This is a genomic window from Thioalkalicoccus limnaeus, from assembly GCF_041197575.1.
Lineage (GTDB): Bacteria > Pseudomonadota > Gammaproteobacteria > Chromatiales > Chromatiaceae > Thioalkalicoccus > Thioalkalicoccus limnaeus.
The window spans coordinates 1-24,741 of sequence record NZ_JBDKXB010000036.1; the positions used below are offsets into that span (position 1 = coordinate 1).

Annotated in this window: 23 protein-coding genes and 2 pseudogenes; 22 read left to right on the plus strand and 3 right to left on the minus strand. The window is 59.2% G+C overall.

Features of this window, described 5'->3' with window-relative positions; translation table 11 throughout:
* Positions 1–1,303: 1,303 nt before the first annotated feature.
* The 19 genes and pseudogenes from ABC977_RS18340 to ABC977_RS16605 all read left to right on the plus strand — a co-directional run.
* Positions 1,304–1,543 (plus strand): annotated as a pseudogene (locus tag ABC977_RS18340) (IS5/IS1182 family transposase); the annotation flags it as partial.
* A gap of 840 nt (positions 1,544–2,383) precedes the next feature.
* Positions 2,384–3,394: a glycosyltransferase family 2 protein gene (locus tag ABC977_RS16520; protein WP_369668381.1), complete on the plus strand. Its 1,011-nt coding sequence runs from the start codon at positions 2,384–2,386 to the stop codon at positions 3,392–3,394.
* Between the two features lie 41 nt (positions 3,395–3,435).
* Positions 3,436–4,386 carry a GDP-mannose 4,6-dehydratase gene (locus tag ABC977_RS16525; RefSeq protein ID WP_369668382.1) on the plus strand — a complete coding sequence of 317 codons (951 nt, stop codon included), beginning with the start codon at positions 3,436–3,438 and terminating at the stop codon, positions 4,384–4,386.
* Positions 4,387–4,434: 48 nt separating this feature from the next.
* A complete protein-coding gene (locus tag ABC977_RS16530) occupies positions 4,435–5,214 on the plus strand; it encodes a nucleotidyltransferase family protein (RefSeq protein WP_369668383.1) in 780 nt (259 codons plus the stop codon).
* Positions 5,215–5,490: 276 nt separating this feature from the next.
* On the plus strand, positions 5,491–5,886 hold the full coding sequence (locus ABC977_RS16535) for a hypothetical protein (protein ID WP_369668403.1): 396 nt from the start codon (positions 5,491–5,493) through the stop codon (positions 5,884–5,886).
* On the plus strand, positions 5,826–6,053 hold the full coding sequence (locus tag ABC977_RS16540; RefSeq protein WP_369668384.1) for an HAD hydrolase-like protein: 228 nt from the start codon (positions 5,826–5,828) through the stop codon (positions 6,051–6,053). The genes ABC977_RS16535 and ABC977_RS16540 overlap by 61 nt, the downstream gene beginning before the upstream one ends.
* A gap of 15 nt (positions 6,054–6,068) precedes the next feature.
* A complete protein-coding gene (locus tag ABC977_RS16545) occupies positions 6,069–6,668 on the plus strand; it encodes a D-sedoheptulose-7-phosphate isomerase (RefSeq protein ID WP_369668385.1) in 600 nt (199 codons plus the stop codon).
* A gap of 202 nt (positions 6,669–6,870) precedes the next feature.
* Positions 6,871–7,737, plus strand: a complete 867-nt coding sequence (locus tag ABC977_RS16550) for a GHMP family kinase ATP-binding protein (protein ID WP_369668386.1) — start codon at positions 6,871–6,873, stop codon at positions 7,735–7,737.
* Between the two features lie 81 nt (positions 7,738–7,818).
* A complete protein-coding gene (locus tag ABC977_RS16555; protein WP_369668387.1) occupies positions 7,819–9,024 on the plus strand; it encodes a glycosyltransferase family 4 protein in 1,206 nt (401 codons plus the stop codon).
* A 389-nt stretch (positions 9,025–9,413) separates the two neighbouring features.
* On the plus strand, positions 9,414–10,589 hold the full coding sequence (locus ABC977_RS16560) for an AGE family epimerase/isomerase (protein WP_369668388.1): 1,176 nt from the start codon (positions 9,414–9,416) through the stop codon (positions 10,587–10,589).
* A 3-nt stretch (positions 10,590–10,592) separates the two neighbouring features.
* Positions 10,593–12,497, plus strand: coding sequence for an asparagine synthase (glutamine-hydrolyzing) (asnB, locus tag ABC977_RS16565; protein WP_369668389.1), 1,905 nt, complete (start codon positions 10,593–10,595; stop codon positions 12,495–12,497).
* Between the two features lie 52 nt (positions 12,498–12,549).
* The gene (locus ABC977_RS16570; RefSeq protein WP_369668390.1) at positions 12,550–13,470 is read left to right on the plus strand and encodes a glycosyltransferase family 2 protein; all 921 of its coding nucleotides are present in this window, start codon (positions 12,550–12,552) and stop codon (positions 13,468–13,470) included.
* 51 nt (positions 13,471–13,521) lie between these two features.
* Positions 13,522–14,472 carry a GNAT family N-acetyltransferase gene (locus ABC977_RS16575; RefSeq protein ID WP_369668391.1) on the plus strand — a complete coding sequence of 317 codons (951 nt, stop codon included), beginning with the start codon at positions 13,522–13,524 and terminating at the stop codon, positions 14,470–14,472.
* Positions 14,473–14,711: 239 nt separating this feature from the next.
* Positions 14,712–15,161, plus strand: a pseudogene (locus ABC977_RS16580) (hypothetical protein); the annotation flags it as partial.
* A gap of 63 nt (positions 15,162–15,224) precedes the next feature.
* Positions 15,225–16,409: an asparagine synthase-related protein gene (locus ABC977_RS16585; protein WP_369668402.1), complete on the plus strand. Its 1,185-nt coding sequence runs from the start codon at positions 15,225–15,227 to the stop codon at positions 16,407–16,409.
* Positions 16,410–16,515: 106 nt separating this feature from the next.
* Entirely contained in the window at positions 16,516–17,928 is a 1,413-nt protein-coding gene (locus ABC977_RS16590) for a polysaccharide deacetylase family protein (RefSeq protein WP_369668392.1), read from the plus strand.
* Between the two features lie 442 nt (positions 17,929–18,370).
* On the plus strand, positions 18,371–18,580 hold the full coding sequence (locus ABC977_RS16595; RefSeq protein ID WP_369668393.1) for a hypothetical protein: 210 nt from the start codon (positions 18,371–18,373) through the stop codon (positions 18,578–18,580).
* A gap of 100 nt (positions 18,581–18,680) precedes the next feature.
* Positions 18,681–18,914 (plus strand): hypothetical protein, encoded by a 234-nt coding sequence (locus tag ABC977_RS16600; protein ID WP_369668394.1) that lies wholly within the window; start codon positions 18,681–18,683, stop codon positions 18,912–18,914.
* A gap of 424 nt (positions 18,915–19,338) precedes the next feature.
* Positions 19,339–20,727, plus strand: a complete 1,389-nt coding sequence (locus ABC977_RS16605) for an O-antigen ligase family protein (RefSeq protein WP_369668395.1) — start codon at positions 19,339–19,341, stop codon at positions 20,725–20,727.
* 45 nt (positions 20,728–20,772) lie between these two features.
* On the opposite strand, the gene ABC977_RS16610 is transcribed toward ABC977_RS16605, so the two are convergent.
* Positions 20,773–20,979 (minus strand): helix-turn-helix domain-containing protein, encoded by a 207-nt coding sequence (locus tag ABC977_RS16610; RefSeq protein WP_369668396.1) that lies wholly within the window; start codon positions 20,977–20,979, stop codon positions 20,773–20,775.
* Positions 20,980–21,000: 21 nt separating this feature from the next.
* Here ABC977_RS16610 and tnpA point away from each other — a divergent pair, with 21 nt between their 5' ends.
* From tnpA to tnpC, 3 genes are read left to right on the plus strand one after another with little or no spacing between them, the layout of a single operon-like run.
* Positions 21,001–21,303: an IS66 family insertion sequence element accessory protein TnpA gene (gene tnpA / locus ABC977_RS16615; protein ID WP_369668397.1), complete on the plus strand. Its 303-nt coding sequence runs from the start codon at positions 21,001–21,003 to the stop codon at positions 21,301–21,303.
* Positions 21,303–21,665, plus strand: a complete 363-nt coding sequence (tnpB, locus tag ABC977_RS16620) for an IS66 family insertion sequence element accessory protein TnpB (RefSeq protein ID WP_369668398.1) — start codon at positions 21,303–21,305, stop codon at positions 21,663–21,665. The genes tnpA and tnpB overlap by 1 nt, the downstream gene beginning before the upstream one ends.
* Before the next feature lie 9 nt (positions 21,666–21,674).
* Positions 21,675–23,258: an IS66 family transposase gene (gene tnpC / locus ABC977_RS16625; protein ID WP_369668399.1), complete on the plus strand. Its 1,584-nt coding sequence runs from the start codon at positions 21,675–21,677 to the stop codon at positions 23,256–23,258.
* 204 nt (positions 23,259–23,462) lie between these two features.
* Here the strand turns inward: tnpC and ABC977_RS16630 are convergent, their stop codons facing one another.
* On the minus strand, positions 23,463–23,636 hold the full coding sequence (locus tag ABC977_RS16630; protein WP_369668400.1) for a hypothetical protein: 174 nt from the start codon (positions 23,634–23,636) through the stop codon (positions 23,463–23,465).
* Complete coding sequence (locus ABC977_RS16635; RefSeq protein ID WP_369668401.1) at positions 23,633–24,121, minus strand: type II toxin-antitoxin system VapC family toxin; 489 nt, start codon at positions 24,119–24,121, stop codon at positions 23,633–23,635. The genes ABC977_RS16630 and ABC977_RS16635 overlap by 4 nt, the downstream gene beginning before the upstream one ends.
* Positions 24,122–24,741: the final 620 nt, after the last annotated feature.

The following is a 24,741-nucleotide window of genomic DNA, read 5'->3' on the forward strand; positions in this document are numbered from 1 at the left end:
GTCTGGGGTGCTGAGCGCGCGCCGCCGCGTGAAGCAGCGGGGAGTCGCCCAGAGGGGGCTTGGTCCAGCGCTCGGCATCCAGGGTGCGCGCCCGCTCGAGGGCCTCGGGGATCAAGGTCGGGGTCCGTTCGATGAGCAAGGTGGGGGCTGCCAGCATGAGCTGGCCGACCTCCGTGAGCAGGTCGCGTTCGGCAAAGGTTTTCCGGCACCCGACCAGCGATGCGACGACTCTCGAGGAGGATCGACAGGTCTGCCTGGGGGGCTGTGGTTACCTCCTGATCGGTATGTCCGATCAGGCCGGCGGTGCGGGCGCCGGGGCGTTGCGTAAGGTGTTCGAGGGTGGCGCGCGGCCCAGCGCCGAGCCCCTGGGTCGTGGGCGCCGTCTGAATGCGCTTGGTCGGTGCCATTAACTCGGTGTAGATCGGGAGCTCTCGACGGAACTCCCTCAGCCAGGCGCCGCCCCCGAGGAAAGGTGCCTGCGCATTGTCGGCCAAGCTCCAGAAGCCCTCGCCAAGATGCTCTACCTGCATGCCGCTGTGCCCGTGCAGCGCCTGAGCGAACGCCTCCCTCTCGGCAAAGCGCCACCCGATCAAGGCGCGCAAAGGCTGCGCGCGCGCAACACCGCGCAGACCGGTGCCCGTGCGAAGATGCAACGGAAGCGTCACTGGATCACCATGGCCGTATAGCAACGCCATATTGGGGGCCTCGGCGCCACGCGTCGGGCAGGCTCCTCGGGGGGAACGCCCCGTGCTCCTTTCAGTACGCCTGGTCCGTCGGATCTCGGATGCGCGGCGCGCTGCCGCTTCTCCGGTGCCTTTACCTTCCAGGCATCGCGCGAGCGCTTGAAGAAGCGCACCAGACGCCTCTCTGGGCGTTCGAAGTTATCCATCGTTCCTCACTCTGTACAGACCGGCGCCCAGCGCGCTACACCCGCGGGTACCCCTGTTACTTCGCTCCGCTATCTATCATGCTACGCACAATCGCAGTTGGGCTGCACCTGTTTTCCGATGAACCGGCATGTCCAGGGCCTCTCCGGTAGTGCGTACCGGTGCTGAAGACCTCGCTGCTCAGGACGACGACCCCGTGATGCGCCGTGGAGGGCGAGTGTGACCCGGCGGGCCCGATTCGGGTCCGGCAGTCCCGCCTCGGCGAGAACCGGCTCCTGGAAGCGATCTGCACCGATTGCCCGCCGGCTCGTATCGCCACTCATGGCGCACCTCTTCGTGCCTGTCGCATGCCTGAACAACCACATTTGCGGCGCAGGTGCGGCGCTTTCCAGGCCCCTAAGCGTCCCGAGGTCACAATGCATAGGTCGCCAGGTGCTACCCCGGCCGCAGGATCGAGCGCGTATGACCCGACCCCCCGTGCAACGCATGGCCCGCCGCTCGAATGCCACAGCGGCTCGGGCCGCGGACGTGCTGAGAAACAACGGGTCCAGCCGGCCTTCGGCATCATCAAGTGCTTGATCGGGTCCCGCCAGTTCATCGTCCGCGGTCCGGACAAGGTTCGAGGCGACTGGATCCTGGTTTGCCTGGCGTGGAACTTAAAGCGCATAGCGGCATTGCGTCCGGAATTAAGGCAAAGCGACGGGAATACTGCGCGTCTTCCCGATATGTGCATCGTTTGCGCACTAAATGCCCCTTCAATGGAGTCCGAACGGGCATTCGTAAGGCTAAGTCCGGCCGGTTGCTCGGCTCGATCATCGAGGTCGCGCTGGCTGTCATCAGCGAGGGTATGGGCAGCCGTGGGGTGGGCGAGGTTACGGAAGCGGTCGGACGCAACAACGAGGCACGCATCGCCTGAACCGTCATTTTACTCCGCCGAACGGCGGTCTTTCACAGAGCGCAAGGTGGTATCTTTGACGTCATGCCCCGCACAGCCCAACTCCACTCTGATCCTCGGGACCGACTGGCAAGGCGGTGTCGTTTCGTTACTGGGGCGCACGTCTTCTTTCGGTCGGTTGCGGCGGGTCAGGAGGCACTCGTTCAGGGCTTCCGCCGGGTCGACGGTAAGGCGGTGATGGATCTGCCCAGGCTCTGCTCAGGAATCCTCAGTCAGTATCATCCTGGTGCGGCTTGTGGACGACGACAGGGCTTGCGTCCTCGCGCGTCACCGGGGCCGACGAGTGTTCGATCGCCTTCTTGTCAGCGCGGGCGCAAGCTGAGAATAAGATACCCGGTAATTGTCGCTGGCGCGACCACGCGGGAGCTGTCCAGCCTTGTTAGTGACCCGGTGTCACTGGGCAGGGTCAGAGCATCAAGTTTCTCTGGAAAGTCTGATAGAATCACCGGCGGTACTAGCCAGGACATTGTTTGTTCTTAGTTTGCTACTGTGATGTGGGAGGCGAACATGGAAAATAGAGTGCGACGGCGCGGATGATTCAGTGAGAACGCTAGTATCCATTCTCATCCCTGCGTTTAACGCCGAGCGCTATATCGGTGAGACGTTAGCGTCCGCGCTGAACCAAACGTGGGAAAAGAAAGAGATAATCGTCGTCGATGACGGGTCAAGCGACGAGACCTTGCGAATTGCAAAAACCTTCGAAAGAGCGAACCTGAAAGTCATTAGTCAAGAGAACAAGGGGGCAAGCGCAGCGAGGAATGTCGCGCTATCGGTCGCCCAGGGTGATCTCATTCAGTGGCTCGACGCTGATGATCTTTTGGCACCGGACAAACTCGCGCACCAAGTGACATTGTACAGGAACTGTATCGGAGGGAGAGTCCTGATTTCTGGGGCTTTCGGTACGTTCCACGTTAACCCGCAAAGGGCGAGATTCCGGCCTCACTCGTTGTGGCAAGATCTTGCTCCAGCGGAGTTTCTGTTTCGCATCTGTACCGAAAACATTTGGATGAATCCGGCCGTGTGGTTGGTTAGTCGAGGTATCGCGGAAGCAGCCGGTCCTTGGGACGAGCGCCTTACTCTCGATGATGACGGAGAGTATTTTTCACGGGTGGTGGCATCATCTGAAATGATCAGATTCTGTCCGGAGGCGAAAGCTTATTACCGGCAGCATCACACGGGCAGCTTGAGTAGGGACGTTTCGCAGCGTGGCTGCGAGTCCTTACTCTTGTCCCTTCAGTTGCGGATTCGGCAATTACGAAAACTCGAGGACAGCGAGCGGACCCGGCGAGCGTGCGTGCATCTCCTGCAAACCTGGCTAGATTATTTCTACCCAGAGAAGAAGGATTTGTTGCGGCAAGTATACGGGCTCGCGGGGGAGTTGGGTGGGACACTGACGGTGCCGCCCTTGAGCTGGAAGTATGTCCCGGTGCGGGCGATGTTCGGATGGCCCGCAGCAAAAAAGGCGCGGCGTCTTGTTTCCAATGCGAAGCTGTCCGCGCGGGTTCGTATTGATGGGTGGCTGCGGCCTTCGGTGCGAAGTTGGCGCTGGTGAGCAGGCAACCGTTTTTGGCAGATAGGCAGGGGTGGGCTTAGATGACGTCTCGCGTTTGGGTCACAGGGTTTGGTGGTTTCATGGGTAGCCACCTCGTCGACTTGCTTGAGCGAAACGGGCATCAGGTGCTGGGGACGTACTTCCCGCCCACGGCGAAGGTGGGGAGAACGGCGGTTAGAGGCAAGGTGGGGGAGTGTGACGTTCGAGATCGGGACAAAGTACGGTCACTGGTGGAAGAGTTTCGACCTGAAAAGATCTACCATCTTGCGGCGCAGAGCTACCCGGTCGTGTCCTGGGCAGATCCTTGGTATACACTTGAGACTAACGTGATCGGTACGACGAATATCTTTGAAGCTGTCAAGGCGGTTGGCGTCCAGTGTCGGATACTCAATGCTTGCAGCAGCGCAGAGTACGGCATGGTGCGCGAGGATGACGTACCGGTCAAAGAGGGAAGGGTGCTCAGGCCGCTGCATCCCTACGGCGTCTCGAAGGTATCGCAAGAACTGCTTGCGGTTCAATATTTCGAGAATTTCGGTATCGAGTCTGTTTCTGTGCGGATTTTCAATACCACTGGGCCAGGTAAGGTCAATGATGTCTGTTCGGAGTTCACCAAACGGCTGGTAGAGATTGAGAAGGGTATCGATATCAGTGGAACCCTAAGGGTGGGTAACCTGGATGCGCGGCGTGCCATAACGGATGTGAGGGATGTTATTCGTGCGTTCGACCTGGCGCTCGATCTCGCGACACCAGGGGAAGTCTATAATCTCAGTGGATCTACGGTCTATCGAATCCAGGAGATTGTCGAGATGTTGCGTGGCATGGTGGACAGGGATTTCGAAGTAAAGCAAGACCCGGCGCTGATGAGGCCGACGGATGAGCCAATCATTTTCGGAGACAGCACCAAGTTCAAGAAGGAGACGGGGTGGAGAGAGGAGATTCCTTTGGATGTGACCCTCAGAGACATGCTGGATTATTGGCGGAAGGCATTGTAGGTCTATGGAACTCGGTATGTTGGCGCAGAATCTGATTGGGTTGGTGATGTGACTGACGGCGCGCAGTTGACGGGCGTAATCCTCGCCGGTGGACTTGGAACCCGGCTTCGCTCAGTCGTGAGTGGCCAGCCCAAGGTCCTGGCGGAGGTTGCCGGTCGGCCGTTCCTGGGGTATCTGCTCGATCAGCTTGCCGGGTGGGGGTTTTCGCAGGTGGTGCTCTGTACTGGATACCTCGGCGAACAGATTGAGGAAGAATTTGGAGACAGATATGGCGGACTTAGGATTCAATATTCCCGCGAGGTGACGCCGTTGGGGACCGGAGGCGCTCTCCGTCTCGCTGCAGGCCTAATTGAGTCAAGCACTGTTTTGGTCCTGAACGGGGACTCTTATTGCGATGCGGACTTGGGGGGGGTTCATCAGGCACACCAGGGTCGGTGTGCGAAAGCCACTCTACTGTTGACGCGAGTGGCGGACGCCAGTCGGTTCGGTAGGGTTCAGGTGGACGCTATGGGGCGAATTCTGAATTTCGATGAGAAGACCTCAGATTCCGGGCCCGGACTCGTCAATGCCGGCCTGTATCTCATCGAGACGAGCCTGTTGCGCGATATTCCGACGGAGGGGCCCGTGTCTTTGGAACGGGATGTCTTCCCGACCTGGATTGCGGGTCAGTTCTATGGTTATGAGACGTCCTCGGCATTCTTGGATATCGGTACACCGGAATCCTACGCGGCGGCGGAGGCGTTTCTTTCGGATGTGAGCCGGCGGCAAACATATCTCGCGCGTCGCAGCGAAGCCAGCGGCTACCCTAGCTCGGGTCCAGAGCGCTGATACGGAGCATTTAGGCAACGTCGAGGTTGGAACCGATGAGGTCATTCTGCGATTCTCGACGAATCAGGGCGGCGGCGTGGCGAAAGTCATCAGTGCGAGGGGTGTCTCATGGACCCGACGCTTCTTCGTTCGATTCCGTGCTGTGGGTTAGTCTCCCTGTAATGAGACATGTTTCTCGCGCGACTGCCGGACGAGCTCTACGGGCTCCGCGCGAGGGCGTTACCGGGGCTCGAGCACGTCCGACGCCTACGCGAAGACCAAATGATTCTTTGTCGGATGCTGTGGGACACGAACGAAAGCCGGCGCCGTTTTGTCCTGCTGGACCCTGACGGAACGATCATCACCGAGAGGCGCTATCTCGCGGACCCAGCGGGTGCTGAGCAGCTGCCGGGTGCCGGAGCCGGATTGAGGAGGATGAAGGTGCTCGGGTTGGGGCTCGTGGTCATCACCAGCCAATCCGGCGTCGCGCGTGGTTTCGTCGATGTGCCTCAACTGGACCGGATTCATGCTCGGCTGAGTGACCTCCTTCGGCAAGAGGGGGCGATCTGGATGGGATCTATTGTTGCCCCCATCGGCCGGAAGCGGGGTGCGACTGCCGCAAGCCTGATGTGGTGTTACCGCACACGGCAGCCGCAGAGCAGGGGTTCGAACCGGAAGATGGGTTCGGCATAGGGCATAAGGACTGTGACATCGAGATGGGGCGGCGTCTTGGTGCGACCATCTTCCTTGTCCTGACCGGATATGGACAGCACACCGTATCCACAGCACGGACGCAGCCGGCATGGGTGGTCGCAGATCTGGATCAGGCGGCCAACAGAATCGGGCGTCCAATCGCATAAGAGAGGTTGAACAGGGTGAACACCGACCAGTTCAGCGAGATAGCTAAATTGCACCTGCTGCAAAGCGCAGCGACGAAGCAACGGCTGGCAGAGAGCGAGCTGGCGCCAATCGTGAGCGCTGCTCAGCTCCTGTCCGCTTCATTCGAGTCCGGTGGCAAAGTAATGCTGTGCGGGAATGGCGGCAGTGCGGCAGACTGTCAGCACATCGCCGCCGAATTCGTCAGTGTCCTGACGCAGGAGTTCAAACGCCCGGGACTGAAGGCGATCGCGTTGACGACCGACACCTCGCTTTTGACAGCCTATGCCAATGACTTCGGCTTTGACGGCATATTTGCCCGGCAGGTGGAGACCCTGGGAGCGCCGGGTGATACGCTGATCGGCATCAGTACCAGCGGCAACTCCAAGAACGTAATTCAGGCGGTCGAATCCGCAAGAAAACTCAAGATGCGAATGATCGGTTTGACGGGGAGCGGCGGCCGACTACGTGACCTAGTTGATGTCGTAATTTCGGTTCCCAGTCAGAGTACACAGCATATTCAGGAAGCACACATTACCATCGGTCACATCCTGTGCGATCTGGTCGAGCGGCATATGTTCGACAAAAATACGGGGTAGGCCCATGATTATCAGTAGGACGCCCTTTCGCATCTCCTTCTTCGGCGGTGGCACCGATTATCCCGGGTGGTACCGCAAGTACGGGGGGAGCGTATTGGTCACAACGATCGACAAATACTGCTACCTTGCGTGCCGATACTACCCACCGTTTTTCGATCACCGGTTCCGAATCTCTTACATTAGGAGTGAGAACTGTGCCGCCGTGGCAGACATCTCCCACCCAGCTGTCCGTGGCGTGCTCCAGCATCTCAACTGGGACCGGGGGCTTGAGATCCACCATGTGGCGGACCTGCCCGCGCGCGGAGGCATGGGCTCTAGCTCATCTTTCACGGTGGGTCTGCTGCACGCCCTGTATGGCCTGAAGGGTCAGATGCGCACCAAAGCGCAGTTGACGGAAGAGAGCGTTTACATCGAGCAGGATGTGCTGAAAGAGACTGTTGGATCGCAGGACCAGACCGCGGCCGCCTATGGTGGGCTGAACCATGTTACATTCTCGACCAACGGGGAGATCCTTGTCAGGCCCCTTACGCTCACAGCGGAGCGCATCAGGGAGCTTGAGTCACACCTAATGCTGTTCTACACGGGGATCAAGCGAACGGCTTCCGATGTGGCACAGAGCTATGTCGAGAACATCGAGGATAAGAGGCGGCACCTGGAAGGGCTTTCTCGACTTGTTGGGGAAGCCATGGAGACCCTCTACAGCGATCGCGATATCACGGCGTTTGGTCGACTGCTCGACCAGTCTTGGCGCATCAAGCGATCATTTAGCGGAAAGGTGTCTAATACCCATGTGGATAGAATTTATGAGGCTGCCATCAGGGCTGGCGCGATTGGCGGGAAAATCCTTGGTGCCGGGGGCGGCGGATTCATGGTGCTCTTCGTGCCGCCCGACGGCCAACAGCAGGTGCGCGAGGAGCTGAAGGACTTCATTCACGTGCCGTTCCGCTTCGAGTCCACCGGGAGCCAGATCATCTTTTACGATCCAGAGCAGGATTTTGCTTTCTTGGATGGCGAGCGTAACGGGCGTCAGATGCAGGAGTTCCGGGAGCTTGATTCCTTGGTGCCCTAAGCTTCACGGCCAGGGCTCGGAGCGGCCACCCGCGTCCTCGACACGCAGAAGAGATCAAGCCACGGTTCAGGAACTCGTAGGATGAAGGTTGCGTTACTTACGGGAGGCAGCGATCGGCCATACGCCATAGGGTTGTTGGAGGCGCTTCTAGAAAAGGGGCTCTCGGTCGATATAGTGGGCAGCGATGAGTTTTTGGGGGCTGGCATTCTCGGCGATTCCAGGGTCCGGTTCCTCAATCTGAGGGGCGATACGAACCCTAGCGTGCCACGCCTGGAAAAGGTGGAACGTACCGTCAGTTACTACCTGTCTCTGGCGCAGTTTGCTGCCACGACCGAAGCGAAAGTTTTTCATGTTCTTTGGGCTAACCGATTCTGGTTTGTCGATCGAGTGGCGATGAGCGCAGTCTACAAGGCATTGGGCAAGCGCCTCGTCTTCACGGCCCACAATGTCAACGAGAGAAAGCGGGATGGCAAAGACAGTGCCTACAATCGCTTTACACTACGATTATTGTATCGCTTGATGGACCACATTTTTGTTCATACTGCCCAGATGAAGGAGCAGTTGATTCAGGAATTCGCTGTCCGAGAGGAGAAGGTAAGCGTGATTCCCTTTGGTATCAATAATGCTTTTCCTCGGACCGATGTGACGGGCCTTGACGCTCGTAAGAAGCTGGGTATCCAACAGGAGGAGGGCGTGCTCCTGTTCTTCGGTCGAATCGCGCCGTATAAGGGGCTAGAGTACGCCGTGGATGCGTTGCGGCAGCTCCAGGGTGGAAATCGAAGGTACCGACTCCTTATAGCGGGGCGGATCGAACAGGGATGCGGGGATTATTGGAGCAACGTACAGGAGAAGATTTCCGCTTGGGGCTTGTCGGGACAGGTCACTTCGCGAATCGACTACATCCCAGACGAGGAGGTGGAGCTGTATTTCAAGGCGGGTGATGTGCTTGTCTTGCCCTACAAGGCGATCTTTCAGAGTGGGCTTTTGTTTCTCACCTATAGCTTTGGACTTCCGGTCATCGCGACTGATATCGGGTCATTTCGAGATGACATCGTGGAAGGGGTCACTGGCTTCGTTTGTGCGCCCGAGGAACCCGCGGCTCTGGCAGCAAGAGTTCTCGAGTACTTTGAGAGCGACCTTTACAAGAATCTGCAAGATAAGCGCCCAGATATCATCGCGTGGGGGAATGCCAAGTACTCTTGGCAGGATGTCGCGGACATTTCCTGTAAGGTCTACGCCGCTCTGCCCTCGCGGAAGGCGAGTGGGAGGATCGGGGTGGATTCTTAGAGCCCCGCCCAGGGTTCAGACTCTTTCATCCCAACCCAGGCGTATAAGCCCATACCATTAACGAAAAGTCTGGCAGTTTTGCCACATCAGATGGTCACGGCGTCGCCTGCCCGCGACCTGGATGGTTGCCTAGTTGGGCCGGTCAGGCACTTGCGCCGCCTGGCGACCAAGGGCAGACGAGATGTGGGTAATGAGATGGTATAAGCCGCCGTGGTTCCGTTGTTCGCTCGCCGAGGGCATGATTTAAAATGGGTGCTGAAATGAAGGGTCGGCTTGCAGAGTCCATCGAGGATTCTGTTAGGCATTTCGTCGCCTGGTTGGATAGATTCGGTGAGACGTCATACGATCACCAGAGCTTCTTCGCGGGCCCGCTTGGAGGGAGAGCGAAGTTGTTTTATTACCAGCGGCCGAAGCTCGGCGTCGCCGCTGTTGCGCCGATGATCTTATTTGAGGCGTTTATTCCGAGCGCCCGGCAAATGTTTTGGAAGAGGCAACGGTTCCCGATTGCGGACGCGCACTACGCGATGGGTTTTGCGCTCCTTGCGGAGCTGACTGGCGATCGGGGCTACTACGACCGCGCCGTGCATTTCCTTGAGATGCTAGAGGAGGCGCGTTGCCCAGGGTATCAGCTATATGGGTGGGGGTATCCATTCGACTGGGTCACCCGCACCGGGATAATGAGTAACGGGACACCCCTGATCACGACGACTCCCTATGCCTACGAGGCGTTTTCCTACGTTTATCGGATTGACGGGAATCGGCGCTGGTTGGACGTGATGGCCTCGACCGCGGAGCACGCAGCGCGGGACTTCCCCGACCGAGTGCTTGGCTCAAACATTGCCGCGGTGGGATACAACCCGTTTGATCACAACGGATGTGTTGTCAACGCGAGCGCCTATCGTGCCTTTCTCCTCTTGACCGCCGCTGGTCAGCTCGGCCGGCCGGACTATCGGGAGATCGCGGAGCGCAACCTCAACTTCGTGCTAGATTCCCAGCAACCGGACGGGTCCTGGTTCTACGCGATGGATGGAGTGCGCAACTTCGTGGACCATTTCCACACCTGCTTCGTCCTCAAGGCGCTCGCGAAGATCGAGCAGTCGACAAGGCACGCGGGCTGCGGGGAGGCGATTGAGCGAGGTGTAGAATACTACGTTCAGAACCTCTTCGATGAGCGAGGGTTACCGCGACCTTTTTCGAGAGCGCCGCGGCTAACAGTGTATAAGCAGGAGCTCTATGATTATGCGGAGTGTATCAACCTTGGAGCGCTGCTGCGGGGGCGTTTCAAGGAACTGGATGAGCGGGTGAATGCGACCCTAGCGGATCTTTTTGCGCGCTGGCAGAAGCCTGATGGCTCCTTCCGCTCGCGCCGGCTCCTTCTGGGCTGGGACAACGTGCCCATGCACCGCTGGGCACAAGCCCAACTCTTCCGTGGCTTGTGCTTCATGCAGTTCACTCTGCAGGAGGTTAAGGGCATCGAGCCAGATCCCGCGGCGCGCACGAAGCAGAATCCCGGCGGACGTTGGGCTGAGGAACGAAGCCCAGCAATGGCGGCTCAGCGGCTCTAGCGCATGTGCGGGATCTGCGGGCAGTTCAACTTCGTGAACGGGGAGCCCGTTCTCAGCGCAACGTTACGCACCATGACGGCGACGATTGCGCACCGTGGTCCAGACGACGAGGGCTTCTACATCTCGGGGCCGCTCGGCTTAGGGTTCCGCCGTTTGTCGATCATCGATCTGGCGGGCGGTCACCAGCCGATGTCCGACGCCGACCAGCACGTCTGGGTGGCTTTCAATGGCGAGATCTACAACTTCAAGGAACTGCGTGCTGAGCTCGAGGCATACGGCCATGTATTTAAGACCCGCTCGGACACGGAAGTCATTGTCCACGGTTACAAGCGATGGGGGAAGGCAGTCCTCGAGCGCCTAAACGGCATGTTTGGTGTAGCGATCTGGGACGATCGGGCGAGGCGGCTCATCCTGGCCCGTGACGCGATGGGAATCAAGCTCTTGTACTACCGTGTGAGCGGGGGCACAGTGACCTTCGGGTCAGAGCTGCGGCCTGTCTTGGCGGCGATGCACGATCGGCCGGTGGTCGACCCAGCGGCAATCAACCTCTTTCTACGCTATCGCTATACGCCGTCACCACTTACGCCCTATAAGGGTGTGCGGAAGCTGGCGGCTGGTACCCTCGCGATCTTCGAGGGTGGTACCTGGTGCGTCGAGCGCTGGTATCGGACGCGGCCTGAGGCGTTTTCCCCTCCCAAGACGGACGCTGAAGCTGCGGAGGAACTCCTGGCAATCTACAAGCGGGCGGTCAGACGCCAGCTGGTGAGCGATGTTCCCGTCGGCCTGCTGCTGAGCGGCGGGCTCGATTCTGGCCTGCTTCTCGGTCTGATACAGCTCTTTGGTGATCACTGGCCAACCTATACCGTCGGCTATGGGAAAGCGGCTTACAGGGACGACGAGCTCACGGATGCTGCGGAGACGGCCGGTTTGCTCGGGGCCGCGAATGCTCAGGTACAGCTCACGCGCGAAGCATTCGAGCGCGAGCTACCGAGGATTGTCTCTGTGCTCGAGGAGCCCGTCGCTGCATCCTCAATCGTTCCGATGTACTTTGTTTGTCAGCGTGCGCGGCAGGACGTGAAGGTCGCACTCGTCGGTCAGGGGCCGGATGAGCTGTTCGGCGGGTACAAGCGCCACTTGGGTGTAACTTATGGGCATTACTGGCGCAGGATCCCCAAGTGGCTCCGCATGGGCGTGGAGGGCGGGATCCAGCGCTTACCCCGCAGCGAGGCGCTCAAGCGGGGCGTGCACTCCCTCTCGGAGAGCGGGCGGGTTGCCAGGTACCAAGGTGTCTTCTCCCTCATGCCAGGCGCAACTGTTGACGGCCTGTTCCAGGAGGGCTGGTCAGTTTCTGGGGCAGGCGACAGCGTCCGGGCGATCTGGGGTGAGCTCGAACCCGAGATGGAGCATCTCGATGAGCTCGGCGGTTTCCAGCTCTTAGAGCTGCGCTCCTCACTGCCGGACGAGTTGCTGATGTACGCGGACAAGCTGTCGATGGCCCACGGACTCGAGGTGCGGGTTCCTTACCTCGATCGGGAAATTGTGGAGTACGTCGAGCGTCTGCCCGCTTCGTTCAAGGTGCGGCTGGGGCAGCGCAAGTGGCTGCATCGACGGGTGGCTCAAGGTTTCTTGCCCGCTACCATCCTGCGCAGGAAGAAGCGGGGTTTCGCGGTCGATGCTGTGGATGCGTGGTTTCATGGCGCCGTGGATAGTCGGATGGGCGAATACCTGCTTGACCCGCAATCCCTTATGTACCGCTTCTTACTAAACCACGCCGCAGTCGGGCGCCTCTTGGAGGCGCACCGGTCTAAGCGGGAGGACAACCACAAGATGCTGTTCAGCCTGGTTCTGCTTGAGCAGTGGTTGCGCGCCGCAGATTGCGCGGCGACGGGCCGCGTGACAGGCCCGTGAGTCGTTCATCGGCGCCGGCTAGGCTACAAGACCTATGGGACGGTGATCGAATATGGCTCTCGAATACGTACTGATCACGCCTGCCCGGAATGAGGCCGAGTTCATTGAGCTCACGCTTCGCTCCGTCGTGGCGCAGACGGTGTTGCCCAAGCGCTGGGTTATCGTCAGCGACGGCTCGACCGACGGCACCGACGAGTTAGTGGAGAAGTACCAGAAGGGACGGCCTTGGCTGGAGCTTGTGCGTCTCCCGGAGCGGAAGGAACGCGATTTCGCCGCGAAGGTGAATGCCTTCGAGGTTGGGTACGGCCGCGTCAAGAATCTCGACTTTGACATCGTCGGGAACGTCGACGCCGACGTGTCGTTTGCTGCGGACTACTTTGAGTATATCCTTACTCAGTTTGAGGGCAACAAGTGTCTAGGCGTTGCTGGCACGCACTACATCGAGGGAAATTTCCACTCCTATAAAGATAGTTACATCAACGTCTATCATGTGAACGGGCAGGTCCAGATGTTCCGGCGGAGCTGCTACGAGGACATCGGAGGCTACGTGCCCATCAAGGGCGGCGGTATCGACTGGGTTGCGGTAACCACGGCGCGAATGAGGGGCTGGGAGACCTATTCGTTTGGTGAGCGCATCTTTAACCATCACAGGAAGATGGGCACTGCTGGTGGCAGTGAGATCAAGGCGCGGTTCCACTATGGCAAGAAGGACTACTTCCTTGGCGGGCATCCGCTGTGGCAGCTTTTCCGCAGCGCCTTCCAGCTCACGAAGAAACCTTACGTTGTAGGTGGCTTGGCGTTGATGTCCGGATACATGTGGTACTGGGTTAGCGGACAAGAACGAGCGGTATCGCCACAGTTGATGGCATTTCACCGGCAGGAGCAGATGACGCGACTCCGGGGGCTCGTGTCTGGCCGCCTCGGCTTTCGCCGGCATCGGAGCTCCGCAAGGGCACAGGGGCCGAACCTGTGACGGGCGCGAAAGACCGAAGGCTTGCCGTTTTCTCGTTCTCTAGGTAGACATATGAACGAACCAGTCGTCACGCCGCTTCCGGTGACTTCCGTTTTTCGGAAGGAGACGATACTTAATGGCACTCCCGTCCAAATCGATTGCATCGAGGTCGGCGGACAGTTGTTTTCTGTCAGAAAGGGGCTGCTGACGGTTGCCTGTCTCGAAGATGAATGGTATGAGGACCTTAAGAATCCAGCTGGGGTCATTGCGGGACTGAGGCAAGCTTGCGAGCTAAGGGCGGATCTGCTGACCTTCTGGCAACGGCCTCCCTACACTGAACCTGTTCATCCCTACTACTACGAATGGGAAAGCGTAGCGTCCCTTCCCGTTACCAGTTATCAGCACTGGTGGGACAAACAGATCAAGTCTCGTGTGCGCAATCATATCCGCAAGGCAGAAAAGGAAGGGCTCGTCGTCCGGGAAACCCTGTATGACGACGAGTTCGTACGAGGCATGACGGCTATCTTTAACGAAAGTCCAATCAGGCAAGGGCGCCGGTTTTGGCATTACGGAAAGGACTTTGAAACCGTCAGGCGCCAGTTCTCGCGCTATATCTCCCGGGAGTACATGGTGGGGGCGTATTTCCAAGGACAGATGGTCGGGTTCATGATGCTTGGGAATGCCGGGCGGTTTGGTCTAACCGGGCAGATCATCTCGAGCCTTGCGCACCGTGACAAAGCCCCGAACCATGCGATGGTGGCGAAGGCAGTCGAGATCTGCGCGGCGCACAATCTATCACATTTAGTCTACTACTATTGGACGGACGACTCCTTGTCCGAATTCAAGCGCCGTTGTGGATTCGAGGAGACCCGGTTGCCGCGGTACTATGTACCACTGACATGGCGAGGAGAGCTTGCATTGCGACTCGGCGCGCACCGCCGTTTCCGCGCGATGGTGCCCGCTAGCATTAGGGCCATGCTGAAACGCGCACGAGCCCGATGGTATGGACGCGTCAAGTCATGAGTTGTTCCTTGTTCGGCGGCTTGTGGGCATTCCCGCGCCTCTCGTAGCTGCGGTTGTCCGACCTAAGAGTCGAAACGGAGAGCCCAGAATGTCACAGGTGGAGGGGTGAGGCTGTGCCGGGGATTGTCGGCGTAATCTGCCAAACAGCGCGCGCCACCTGCGAATGGCAGCTGGCCGCTATGTTGGCATCAATGAAACAGGGCGGGAGGTTCGCGTCAGGGACCGCGTTGTTTCCGGAGATGGGCGCGTACCTCGGCTGGGTGGCCCACCCTGGTTCGCAAGCGGAACGTGAATCGGCATTGGTCCGCCGTGGATCCGCTAGGCTCGTTCTTACCGGGGAGTGCGACTTACCCTCGGACCCGATCTCTAGCTGTGAGCGAGACGGAAACGGCTTTGTCCAAGCCCTCAACGGGCTGTTCGCGGGTGTCATTGTTGATCCGATTCACAAGAGCCTTGTGCTCTTTAACGACCGCTACGGCAGTGAGCGGATTTACTTCTGCGAGCAGCCGGGGATGGTGCTCTTCGCAAGCGAGGCGCGGGCGCTCCTGAGTGTCGTACCGGAGTCTCGCGCGCTGGACGATGCAGGAGTAGCGGACTTTCTAGCGTATGGCAGCGTGAGAGGGGGGCGCACATTGTTTCGGGGCGTCCAACTGCTTCCAGGAGGTACGATTTGGCGGTTCGATCACGGCCATTCAAGTGAGCGGGCGCGGTATTTCCTTCCGACGGAGTGGGAAGATCAGGAAGCGTTGAAGATGCCCGATTTCTTGGCGGCGTTCGAGCAGGCCTTTGCAGAATTGCTTCCCAGGTATTTTCCGGGAAAGGAAAGAGTCGGGATTTCGATAACCGGGGGGCTCGACACCAGGATGATCATGGCCTGCCGGCCGAGGGCTGCCAATGCCATCTGCTACACCTATGCCGCCGAGGTGGGCGAAACGCTGGATGTGACACTCGGCAAGCGCGTCTCACAAGCCTGTGGTCTGGAACACCATGTGCTGCGTCTGAGTCCGGATTTCCTGACTCGCTTCGGGCAGCACCTCGACGAGACGATACGGGTCACCGACGGCTGCGCAGGTGCACTCGCCGCACATGAGGTGAGCCTCTCCCGGGTGGCCCGCGACCTTGCCCCTGTCCGGCTCACTGGAAACTACGGCAGTGAGATTCTACGCGGCGTGTCGACCTACAAACCGCTCGGCCTGCATGAAACTCTTCTTCAGGACGACTTCCGTGGCTGCGTCGCGAGGGCGCTGAACGCGGGAACGGCGTCGCACCCTGTTACGCGGGCTGCATTTGAGGAGATCCCGCGACATCTGTTCGGAATTCTCGCGGCAGCTCGCGCAGTGCTGACTGTGCGTACACCTTACCTAGACAATACATTGGTCCGCCTTGCGTACGCGGCGCCAGCGCTTGCACGCCGTTCCCCGCAGTCCGCGATGGACCTCATTGCCCATTGCGACCCCGAGCTGGCGCGGATCCCGACCGACAGAGGTCTGATCCCAGGCGATCGAATGGGTGCCCTGAGCTTCCGCTACTTCTTCGAAGCGGTGGCGTTCAAGCTGGACTACCTGCACCACGAGGGACATCTGGGGTGGATGCCCGGCTTAGGGCCTGCGTTCCGTCGACTATTGAGATGTGGAGTGGCCGGACGCCACAAGTTTCTAGCGTATTCGCAGTGGTTTCGTACGGACCTTGCGCCCTATATCCGGGAGGTTTTGAGCGATCCCCGTACGGGGCGTATGTCCTATTGGGCGCAGTGTGGGCTGGGATCCCTAGCCGAGGATCACATTAGTGGCCGGCGCAACTGCGTGAACGAGATCCACGCGGTTCTGACGCTCGAAGCGGTGCAGCGCGTGCTGATCGAGGGCTCCCAAGCGGTGCGGGATTGGGTTCCTGCACACGGTGCGGATGTGGCCGGTTCTTCTGAAAGCGGCGATGCGTGAGATGAATAGGCCATCCGCTGACACGGCCGCCCGCGGTGACTTTGTCGCGACCAGTCGCTGTGGGGCACGAGAGTCGCTCTCCGTCGTCCTCAAGTGCGCGCGTTCCTTGGAGCCGCGCGTCAAGTATGTTTTCGACACGCTGTTCATGGCGGCTGGTGTCGAGCTGCGTTTCGAATCGGTTCCGCCGCGCGATGCACCATGGCTTCTCTACGCACCAATTGAAACTTGGGGCCGACCTGAGCCGCACCGGGTCGCGATTGCCCACTATGCCGACGCCTGGACCTTCTTCGAGGGCCATAGCGATGCGGCCGTGGCAGAGGATTGGTGTGGACACCGACTTGTCGTGCCTGGGTCAATTGGCGAAGTTGGGCGAGCTGGAGACGTGGCCGCCGACTTGGTCGCCAACGCGTTCTACTTTCTGGCCTCGTGGGCAGAGCGTCGCGGCGCGGACCGCTCGGGAAATCGGCGCCTCTTTCGGGGTAGCGTTTTCGATCGTCTGTCCGTGCCCCAAGACGTGGTGGATGGCTACCTCAGGGAAATCTTGGAGGCGCTCCGAGTTCGTGCGGCCCGGTTGGGCGAAGGCGAATATTCGGCGACGCTGTGGCCAGACAAGCGTGCATACGCCGTTGTCCTCTCGCACGATGTTGACTTTCTCCCGATGGGTATCGTGGGAGCGCTTGGGCAGGGAGCGAAGACCTTGCTTCGCCATCTGATCCGGCGCCGACGACCGGTTGAGGCCATTGGCGCTCTCGGCGGGCTGATCAAAGCGCTTGCGAGTGGCCGCGATGCCTACGGCTGTATTCCGGAAATTATCGCTCGCGAGAAGTCGGTTGGCGTTCGCTCCTCCTTCCAAGTGGCAGTTGCTAAGGAACATGCGAACGACGTGAATTATTCGATCCAAGATGACGCGGTTCGCGATTATCTTAAGATTATTATGGAAGAGGGCTTCGACCTCTGTTTGCACGGAAGCTACCATTCGGCCGAGCATGTCGGTCGGTACGTCGCCGAGGCCGATCTTCTCGCGACGCGCCTCGCCCGTCCCCGCGGTTCGAGGCAGCACTTCTTGTCGTTCGACTACGATACGTTATTCACGGCGCAAGAAAGGGCGGGTATTCGCTATGACATGTCCATCGGCTTTCCGGACAAACCCGGTCCCCGAGCAGGGTTTTCCTATCCGTACTTTCCGTATTGTCTCGCCGAGGACCGGCCGTACGACGTTGTCGAGATCAGTCTCTTCCTCATGGACGCCACATTGTCGGGCTATCTGAATCTCTCGTCGGAGGAGGCGGAATCGGTGATTGGATCCGTGCTGGACGGTCTTAGGACGAAAGGCGGCTGTGCATCCGTAGTGTGGCACCCAATTGTGTTCGGAGGCGCTCGCGATCCCGGCTACGATCGGTTGTACTGGGATATGGTGACGCGCATTGCCAAGTCCGGGGGACTCGCGACGGACGGTCGAACGGCCAACGACCTCTGGCGCGCTCGGGCGCTTCACTATGCGAGCTTCTCCAGCGGGTAGGATGTTCAATCTGCTTGGTTGCTCCCATGTTCCGCTCTATCAAGACTAATTTTCCTTCAAGTTCGATATGTTGCGGAGTTTTGGTCGGCCTTTCTCCGTCACGGGAGCGGGGCGATCGAAAAGGCGTGAAAGCAGCCAGCTTGAACTCCCTACCCGGCAGGCGCTGACAGGTGGCTGACCTGTGGCGACGTTCGGCGAATCCGTGCCCTCGGGGAGGCTGTCGGGCTTGCCCTGCTGGGGCGGCGCTACGCGAAATTTGGGACTCTCGCCGAGACTCGGCGCTCCTGTTTTCGCATGGCGCAACCGAAAACCGTGGGTTGGCGAACAATTTTGGGCCTCGCCAGCGAAATCTCGACAGGCTGCGAGGGTGAACCGACGACCGAGAGCGGAAAGCTGATGCCCCTTCCAAATTGATGCCCAAGGATGCTTAACTCGGGACGATATGAGACTTGTCGCCACACTGCTGAATCACCAAGCCAGCAGCGAAATCCTGGGAAATCTCTGTGAAATTGGCGCTCAACATGGTCGTCTGTCTTCTATTTTGGCTTTACCTGCAGGAGCGATGAGTGTGGGCTTCCTAGTGACCTTGTCAAAGATGAAGAGATTAATTACAGCACCGAGAGTGCTGGCGGTGACCGCGCGCTATACATGAATGCACGTCGATTGGGCATCGAGCGAAGCGAAAAGAGGATATTCCAGAGGTCGTCTCTTGATGTCTGTGCTGAGGATATCCTGCAACCGATTGGGGGTAGATGCAGTTTTTTGCCGTCGACGGAAGCCACCTCTATCGGGTTGTAATGCACGATCTGGATCTCGCCGCCCGCACTTTGACCTGGGAAGGGGTGATTGCAGTTGATGCGTTCTGTAACCGCGATTGGCCGGGCGTAAGCTTCGCGATCTACGACCCTCTCTTCCGCTCGGATTTATTTTTGGCCTTTGCGGTCACCTCGTCAAAGCTGTACCTGGTGGCGCCGGAGTTCGCGTGACGCTACAGAGCTGGTGTGCGCAAGGTCCACGCAACTACCACATATGTGCCAAGTCGAAATGCTGGGCAGGGATGTGCTCGCTATTGGGCGAGGGCTAGGCCAGAAAGCATATAACGCCGCAACTGGAGCAGTGGCGAACGTCAGATGGGGTTCGGCGCGCAAGGCGCGGGTAGTAGCGTACTGGAGGCGTGGGGCTGTGGGCTCAGCGTGGAGATTCTTCCCGGTGTTTGGCAAACTTCTAGACCGAGGCGAATCAGGCGTAGCGTTGGTCACAGTGGCGCAGCGCTTGAGTATGTTCGCCGGACACGCCTGCACCACGCCATTCTGACTCTGAGAGCCGACTGAGGTCTATTTTCATAAGGATCCGCTCTGAGCAACTGTCATGTCACCGAACCTAGCAGCCCTCCTCACTCTCGCTTTCATCATGACCCTCTTCCTCTGGGAGGGGAGGAAAGGAGAGAGAGTCAGTTCCGCGCTCTGGCTACCTGTATTATGGATCACTATCGCTGGCTCGAGATTCGTTGGGCAGTGGATGGACTTGGGGCAAGCTCCGGCTGCCACGGCGGGCGACGGAAGCTTTATTGATGCGCTCTACTTCTCTATTCTGATTGTGGCTGGATGCGTTGTACTGATCCGGCGTCGCATTGACTGGCATGAGTTAATGCGGAAAAATTGGTGGTTGGTGGCGTTCTTTCTCTATAGTTTTTTGTCCATCCTCTGGTCCGATTTTTCATTTATCGCTTTTAAGCGTTACATCAAGGTCTTGGGTCATCCTATAATGGCTCTTATCATCCTTACGGATCCGGACGCCAACAGGGCGCTGCGTATCGTGATGAAACGCTGCGCCTACATAATGATGCCGTTATCTGTCTTATTTATTAAGTATTTCCCGGAAATCGGGCGGAATTTTGACCCTTGGTCAGGGCTGGCTTTTAACCGCGGCGTTGCATTAACCAAAAGCGAGCTCGGATATCTTTGCATGATCTTCGGGATCTTTTTCTATTGGCACGTAATTACAATCTACCGACGCCTTGGAGCAGAACGCCGGCTTCTTGAGTTGGTGCTCGGTGTGGTATTTCTTGGAATCGCATTGTGGTTGTTGAAGATGGCCGGGAGCGCAACGGCCCTTGTAACGCTTGTTATCGGTGTTGGTATTATCGCTTTGCTCGGTCTGGATGCTATTAACAAACGGTTTTTGGGGGCGTATGCTGTTTTGACCATTCTCGCTGCTTTGATCATCGAGAGCACGTTCGGTGTTTATGCGGGGATTATCGAGATGCTTGGGCGAGACCCGACTTTGACAGATCGAACCGTACTCTGGGAGGACGTGCTGGGGCTTGTCGAGAATTCACTCCTAGGTGCGGGCTTTGAAAGCTTTTGGCTTGGGGTTCGTCAAATGACCCTTTGGGAAAAATGGTGGTGGAGGCCCAACCAGGCGCACAATGGCTACATCGAAACGTATCTAAACCTGGGCTTAATTGGATTGTTCATTCTTGTAGGTCTTATCGTCTCGACATTTCGCAGGATAACGCAGCAGTTCCGACAGGATGAGGAGTTCGCCCGCCTACGAATGGGCTTTCTGGTTGCGATTTTGGCATATAACTTTGTAGAAGCCACTTTCAAAGGCGTTCATGTCATATGGACAATCTTTCACATTATCGCGATTCAGTGTCCGCCGTCTTGTAAGAAAGGGAGGCAACCGTATCAACGACAACGCACAGCGGAGTCGTGTGGCTCGGAGGCGTCTAATCGCCACAGGGCCCCTCATCCGCTTCCCGCCATGGAGAGGGAAGCGAGGGCACGTAGGCCCTAACCATTTCGGGGGCAATGCGCGGGGCGAAGGGGCCAGGTCTTGCATTCAAGCACCTTGCTTGCTTGAGGTTGCCGGCGCGTTGCAGTCTGGTTCGGCCTTGAGGCGTCGTACGGCGCGGCTCACCGTCGAGTAATGCACGCCGAAGAACGCGGCGATCTCCTGCATCGTGTAGACGCCGGTGGCGAAGGCTCGAGCCATGGCCTCGTCACGGTGGGTATACCGGCGCGCGATGCGGACAATGGCTCCTGTCATCGATCACGACAGGAGACCACCATGACCACGACCACCCGTGTGCGACGCACCCGCGCCGACTGGCAAGCGGTTATCTCCCGCGCTGAGCGCAGTGCTTTGAGTACCGCCGCCTTCTGCGCGGCCGAGGGGATCAGCACCGCGAGTTTCTATCTGTGGCGCAAGCGCTTGGGCGCGAGCAACCCGCCGCAGGGCGATGTCGGCGAGGAGGCGCCTGAGTTTCTCGATCTTGGCCTGCTGTCGCGGCCGGTGAAGATGGATACCGCATCCTGGGACCTCGAGCTCGACCTCGGGGACGGTGTCGTGCTGCGCCTGAGGCGTGGGTGATGTTCTTCCCCGAAGGTCGCGTGCGGGTCTTTCTCCACGGCCGCCCGGTCGACATGCGCAAGTCCTTCACCGGTCTGATTGCCCTGACCCAGCCGGCATTGGTTCAGGATCCCCTTTCGGGGCACTTGTTCGTCTTCGTCAACCGCCGCGGGGATTATCTGAAGGTCCTGTACTGGGACCGCAGCGGCTTCTGTCTGTGGTGCAAGCGCCTGGAACGCGGGCGCTTCATCAGTGATTGGCGCCGGCGCCAGGATCAGGAGCTCGACGTCACCGGGTTGCGGCTGCTGCTGGAGGGCATCGAGCCGGCGCGACGGCGTTTGCGCTATGCACGAGAAGCTGAAAAGAGAACCGCAATTTGGTAGAATTTGCTCATGAAAGCAGCGGCTTGTGACATCGTCGACGCCCCGCCGGAGTGGGCCGCCGAGCGCGCGGAATTGCTCGCGCGCATCGCCCAGCTCGAGCAGCAGGTGGCCTGGTTTCAGCGCCAGATCTTCGGCGAGAAGTCCGAGCGTCGTCCTGTCCTGCCGCCGCCAGAGCAGATGGCCCTCGGCGAGGGCCTCGGCCCGGCCGACGCGGCGCCGGCGCCCACCGCGCCAGTCAGCGCCCATCGGCGGCGCACCTCGCGCGACACGACCGAGCAGGACGACGACGCCTCCCTGTTCTTCGACCCCGAGCGGGTCCCGGTCGAGGTCATCGTGGTGCCCAACCCCGAGGCCGAAGGACTCGCCCCCGAGGACTACGAGGTCATCGGCGAGAAGATCAGCCACCGCCTTGCCCAGCGCCCGGGCAGCTACGTCATCCTCAAGTACGTGCGCCCACTGATCAAGCGCAAGGACGGCCAAAGCCTGCACTGTCCGCCGGCCCCGGTGGGCGTGCTCGAAGGCGGGCGGGCCGATGTCAGCTTCCTCGTCGGGCTGGTAGTGGATAAGTTCCTCTATCACCTGCCGCTGTATCGCCAGCACCGGCGCCTGCTGGCGGCCGGCATCGAGGTCAGCCGCCAGTGGCTGACTCAGCAGGTGCTGGCCGTGGCCTTGCTGCTGGCCCCGATCGCGGCCGCCCAGTTGAGCGGGATCCGCGCCGCGCGGGTCAAGGCGATGGATGAGACGCCGATCAAGGCCGGGCGCCAGGGGCCAGGGAAGCTCAAGAAGGGGTATTTCTGGCCGATCTGGGGCGATACCGATGACGGTGGGGGCGGCGACATCGTCTTCCTTTACCGACCCTCGCGTGCCGCGATTCATGTGCGCGAGGGACTGGGCGGCAACCGGGTCGACGGGGAGGTGCTCATCAGCGATGGCTACAGCGCCTATGCGCGCTATGCCGAGCAAACGGGCCTCACCCATGCCCAGTGCTGGGCGCATACCCGGCGCGCCTTCGAGCGCGCCAAGGACATCGAGCCCGCCGCCACGGCCGAGGCCCTGGAGCGCATCGGCGCCCTCTATGCTCACGAGAAGGCCATCCGCGAGGGCGACCTGCGCGGCGAGGCCAAGCGTGCCTATCGCCTCACCCACGCCAAGCCGCTGGTCGAGGCCTTCTTCGCGTGGGCCGAGGAGCAGGTCGAGCGCGCCGCCTTCCTGCCGAGCAATCCGCTGACCAAGGCCCTGCACTATGCGCTCGAGCGGCGCGAGGCCTTGAGCGTCTACCTCGACGACGCCGACGTGCCGATCGACACCAACCACCTCGAGCGCGCCCTGCGCCCGATCCCGCTGGGACGCCGAAACTGGCTGTTCTGTTGGACCGAGGTCGGCGCCGAGGCGGTGGCCACCCTGCAGAGCCTGATCGTCACCTGCCAGCTCCACGACATCGACCCCTACGTCTACCTCGTCGACGTGCTCCAGCGCATCGACCAGCACCCGGCCTCCGAGGTCCACCTGCTGACCCCGCGGCTGTGGAAGCAGCACTTCGCTGACAACCCGCTGCGCTCAGACCTCAGCCGATCGCTCCCGGCCGCGCAATAACGCCGGCCAGTTGCCGGTTACAAGCGCTCGGTGGGCCTGCCGGGCGGGCTAGCCGGCGAGAGGGGGCGAGTAGTTACCTCCAAAGTAAGATTTCGCGCCGATTGACAGTGACTGCCTAACGTTGCGGTAAGCCGATCCGCGCGCCACACCACACTGAAATATAGCCCACGACGCCGGCCGCGCGGGGTCGGCTTGACCGGCTCGTTAGCTGCCTGTTTTCTTCAGCAAAAGACGCGGCTCACGATAAACGACTTTCCGGCCAGATGTAGCCTCATATTCGCGTAAAGCTTCAACTATACGCTTGAGATCATGACCGTATTTTTCGGCATGCTCTTCTCGGAAGCGCCGAATCTCAGCGACAATTGGATCTTCTTTCATAGCTCCGCTCCAAGTTCCTCCGGAGAGCATAATACGAGGCTAACAAAACCGTAAGCCTCAATTACCGCGCTAATGGCGGCTTTAGTATGGGCGTTGTTGATATGTCTAAAATTCCAGGTAAGGAGAAAATCGATCCCGGATGCGGCAGCGATGGAAATATGGAGCGCATCTTCTTCGCTGGTCTTGGGTACGGCTTCTCTGATAAGCAATGCCTCAGAAAGAAGCAGAGCATCTTGGGATGCTCCTAGCAAGGGAATATCCGCAACCGCGTTAAGTCTACGTTCGGCCGTATCTTGATCTCCTTTGAAAATTTCCTGTATCACCAAAGCGGATACGAAAAGATCGAAGTTGCTTCTCTGATTTAGCCACCAGTTTTCGGTGATTACCTGACGAGCTGAGATGACCACGTCCCGACTTGGACGGGAGGTAAGATAGCTGACAATGGAAGATTCGATGTAAACCGACTCGGTCATCAGATAAGTCACTCAGATCATCATTTGGGGCTGTGCACTGCTAACGACACGCACAGCCCGCCGCTTGCCGGCCAGCCGCGCGCGTCAGCGGCGGCTGGCCGGCAAGCGGTCGGGCTTGTGCGCTGGTTGGGCGTCTTTGTCGCTGTGTGCCAGCCTCTTTGAGGCCGGTATGTTTATCAACGCCACTGGCTTGCGGGGCGGACGTGATACAACTTTTCTGGTTGTCTCAGCCTGGCGCCTCACCAAGTCTTCGAAAATGGCGTCCAGGTCATGATCATGCTCCGCTGCGTACGACTCCCTCAAAGCGCGGGTCTCAGCAACTATCGGGTCTTGGTACATCGTTCTAGGCCCCAAGCAATTCTGATGGAGTACAAATAACGGGGGGTTCAAAGCCATTTTCGCGACAAGCTCGCTCGATCCTGGGCCGCATGACTGCGTTAGCTATATGTGTGCAATTCAAGGTGAGTAGATAGTCGATACCATTGACTGCTGCTACCGCTACATGCAACGCGTCGATTTGGGCCTTTGGCGGGAAGGATCCGTCATTCAACATTACTCTGGCTAAATCTCTCGCTTCGTCTGAGATCCTAAGCTCCGGGATACCATCCAGCGCGTTGAGCCGTCGCGAAGCA

What these genes read in the sequence shown, in the direction of transcription:
- ABC977_RS16585 (WP_369668402.1), top strand. Translation starts at nt 15,225, where the DNA reads ATGCCCGATTTCTTGGCGGCGTTCGAGCAGGCCTTTGCAGAATTGCTT.
- tnpB (WP_369668398.1), top strand. Translation starts at nt 21,303, where the DNA reads ATGTTCTTCCCCGAAGGTCGCGTGCGGGTCTTTCTCCACGGCCGCCCG.
- ABC977_RS16605 (WP_369668395.1), top strand. Translation starts at nt 19,339, where the DNA reads ATGACCCTCTTCCTCTGGGAGGGGAGGAAAGGAGAGAGAGTCAGTTCC.
- ABC977_RS16525 (WP_369668382.1), top strand. Translation starts at nt 3,436, where the DNA reads ATGACGTCTCGCGTTTGGGTCACAGGGTTTGGTGGTTTCATGGGTAGC.
- asnB (WP_369668389.1), top strand. Translation starts at nt 10,593, where the DNA reads ATGTGCGGGATCTGCGGGCAGTTCAACTTCGTGAACGGGGAGCCCGTT.
- ABC977_RS16610 (WP_369668396.1), bottom strand. Translation starts at nt 20,979, where the DNA reads ATGACAGGAGCCATTGTCCGCATCGCGCGCCGGTATACCCACCGTGAC.
- tnpC (WP_369668399.1), top strand. Translation starts at nt 21,675, where the DNA reads ATGAAAGCAGCGGCTTGTGACATCGTCGACGCCCCGCCGGAGTGGGCC.
- ABC977_RS16630 (WP_369668400.1), bottom strand. Translation starts at nt 23,636, where the DNA reads ATGAAAGAAGATCCAATTGTCGCTGAGATTCGGCGCTTCCGAGAAGAG.
- ABC977_RS16555 (WP_369668387.1), top strand. Translation starts at nt 7,819, where the DNA reads ATGAAGGTTGCGTTACTTACGGGAGGCAGCGATCGGCCATACGCCATA.
- ABC977_RS16600 (WP_369668394.1), top strand. Translation starts at nt 18,681, where the DNA reads ATGCAGTTTTTTGCCGTCGACGGAAGCCACCTCTATCGGGTTGTAATG.
- ABC977_RS16575 (WP_369668391.1), top strand. Translation starts at nt 13,522, where the DNA reads ATGAACGAACCAGTCGTCACGCCGCTTCCGGTGACTTCCGTTTTTCGG.
- tnpA (WP_369668397.1), top strand. Translation starts at nt 21,001, where the DNA reads ATGACCACGACCACCCGTGTGCGACGCACCCGCGCCGACTGGCAAGCG.
- ABC977_RS16535 (WP_369668403.1), top strand. Translation starts at nt 5,491, where the DNA reads ATGCTGTGGGACACGAACGAAAGCCGGCGCCGTTTTGTCCTGCTGGAC.
- ABC977_RS16570 (WP_369668390.1), top strand. Translation starts at nt 12,550, where the DNA reads ATGGCTCTCGAATACGTACTGATCACGCCTGCCCGGAATGAGGCCGAG.
- ABC977_RS16595 (WP_369668393.1), top strand. Translation starts at nt 18,371, where the DNA reads ATGAGACTTGTCGCCACACTGCTGAATCACCAAGCCAGCAGCGAAATC.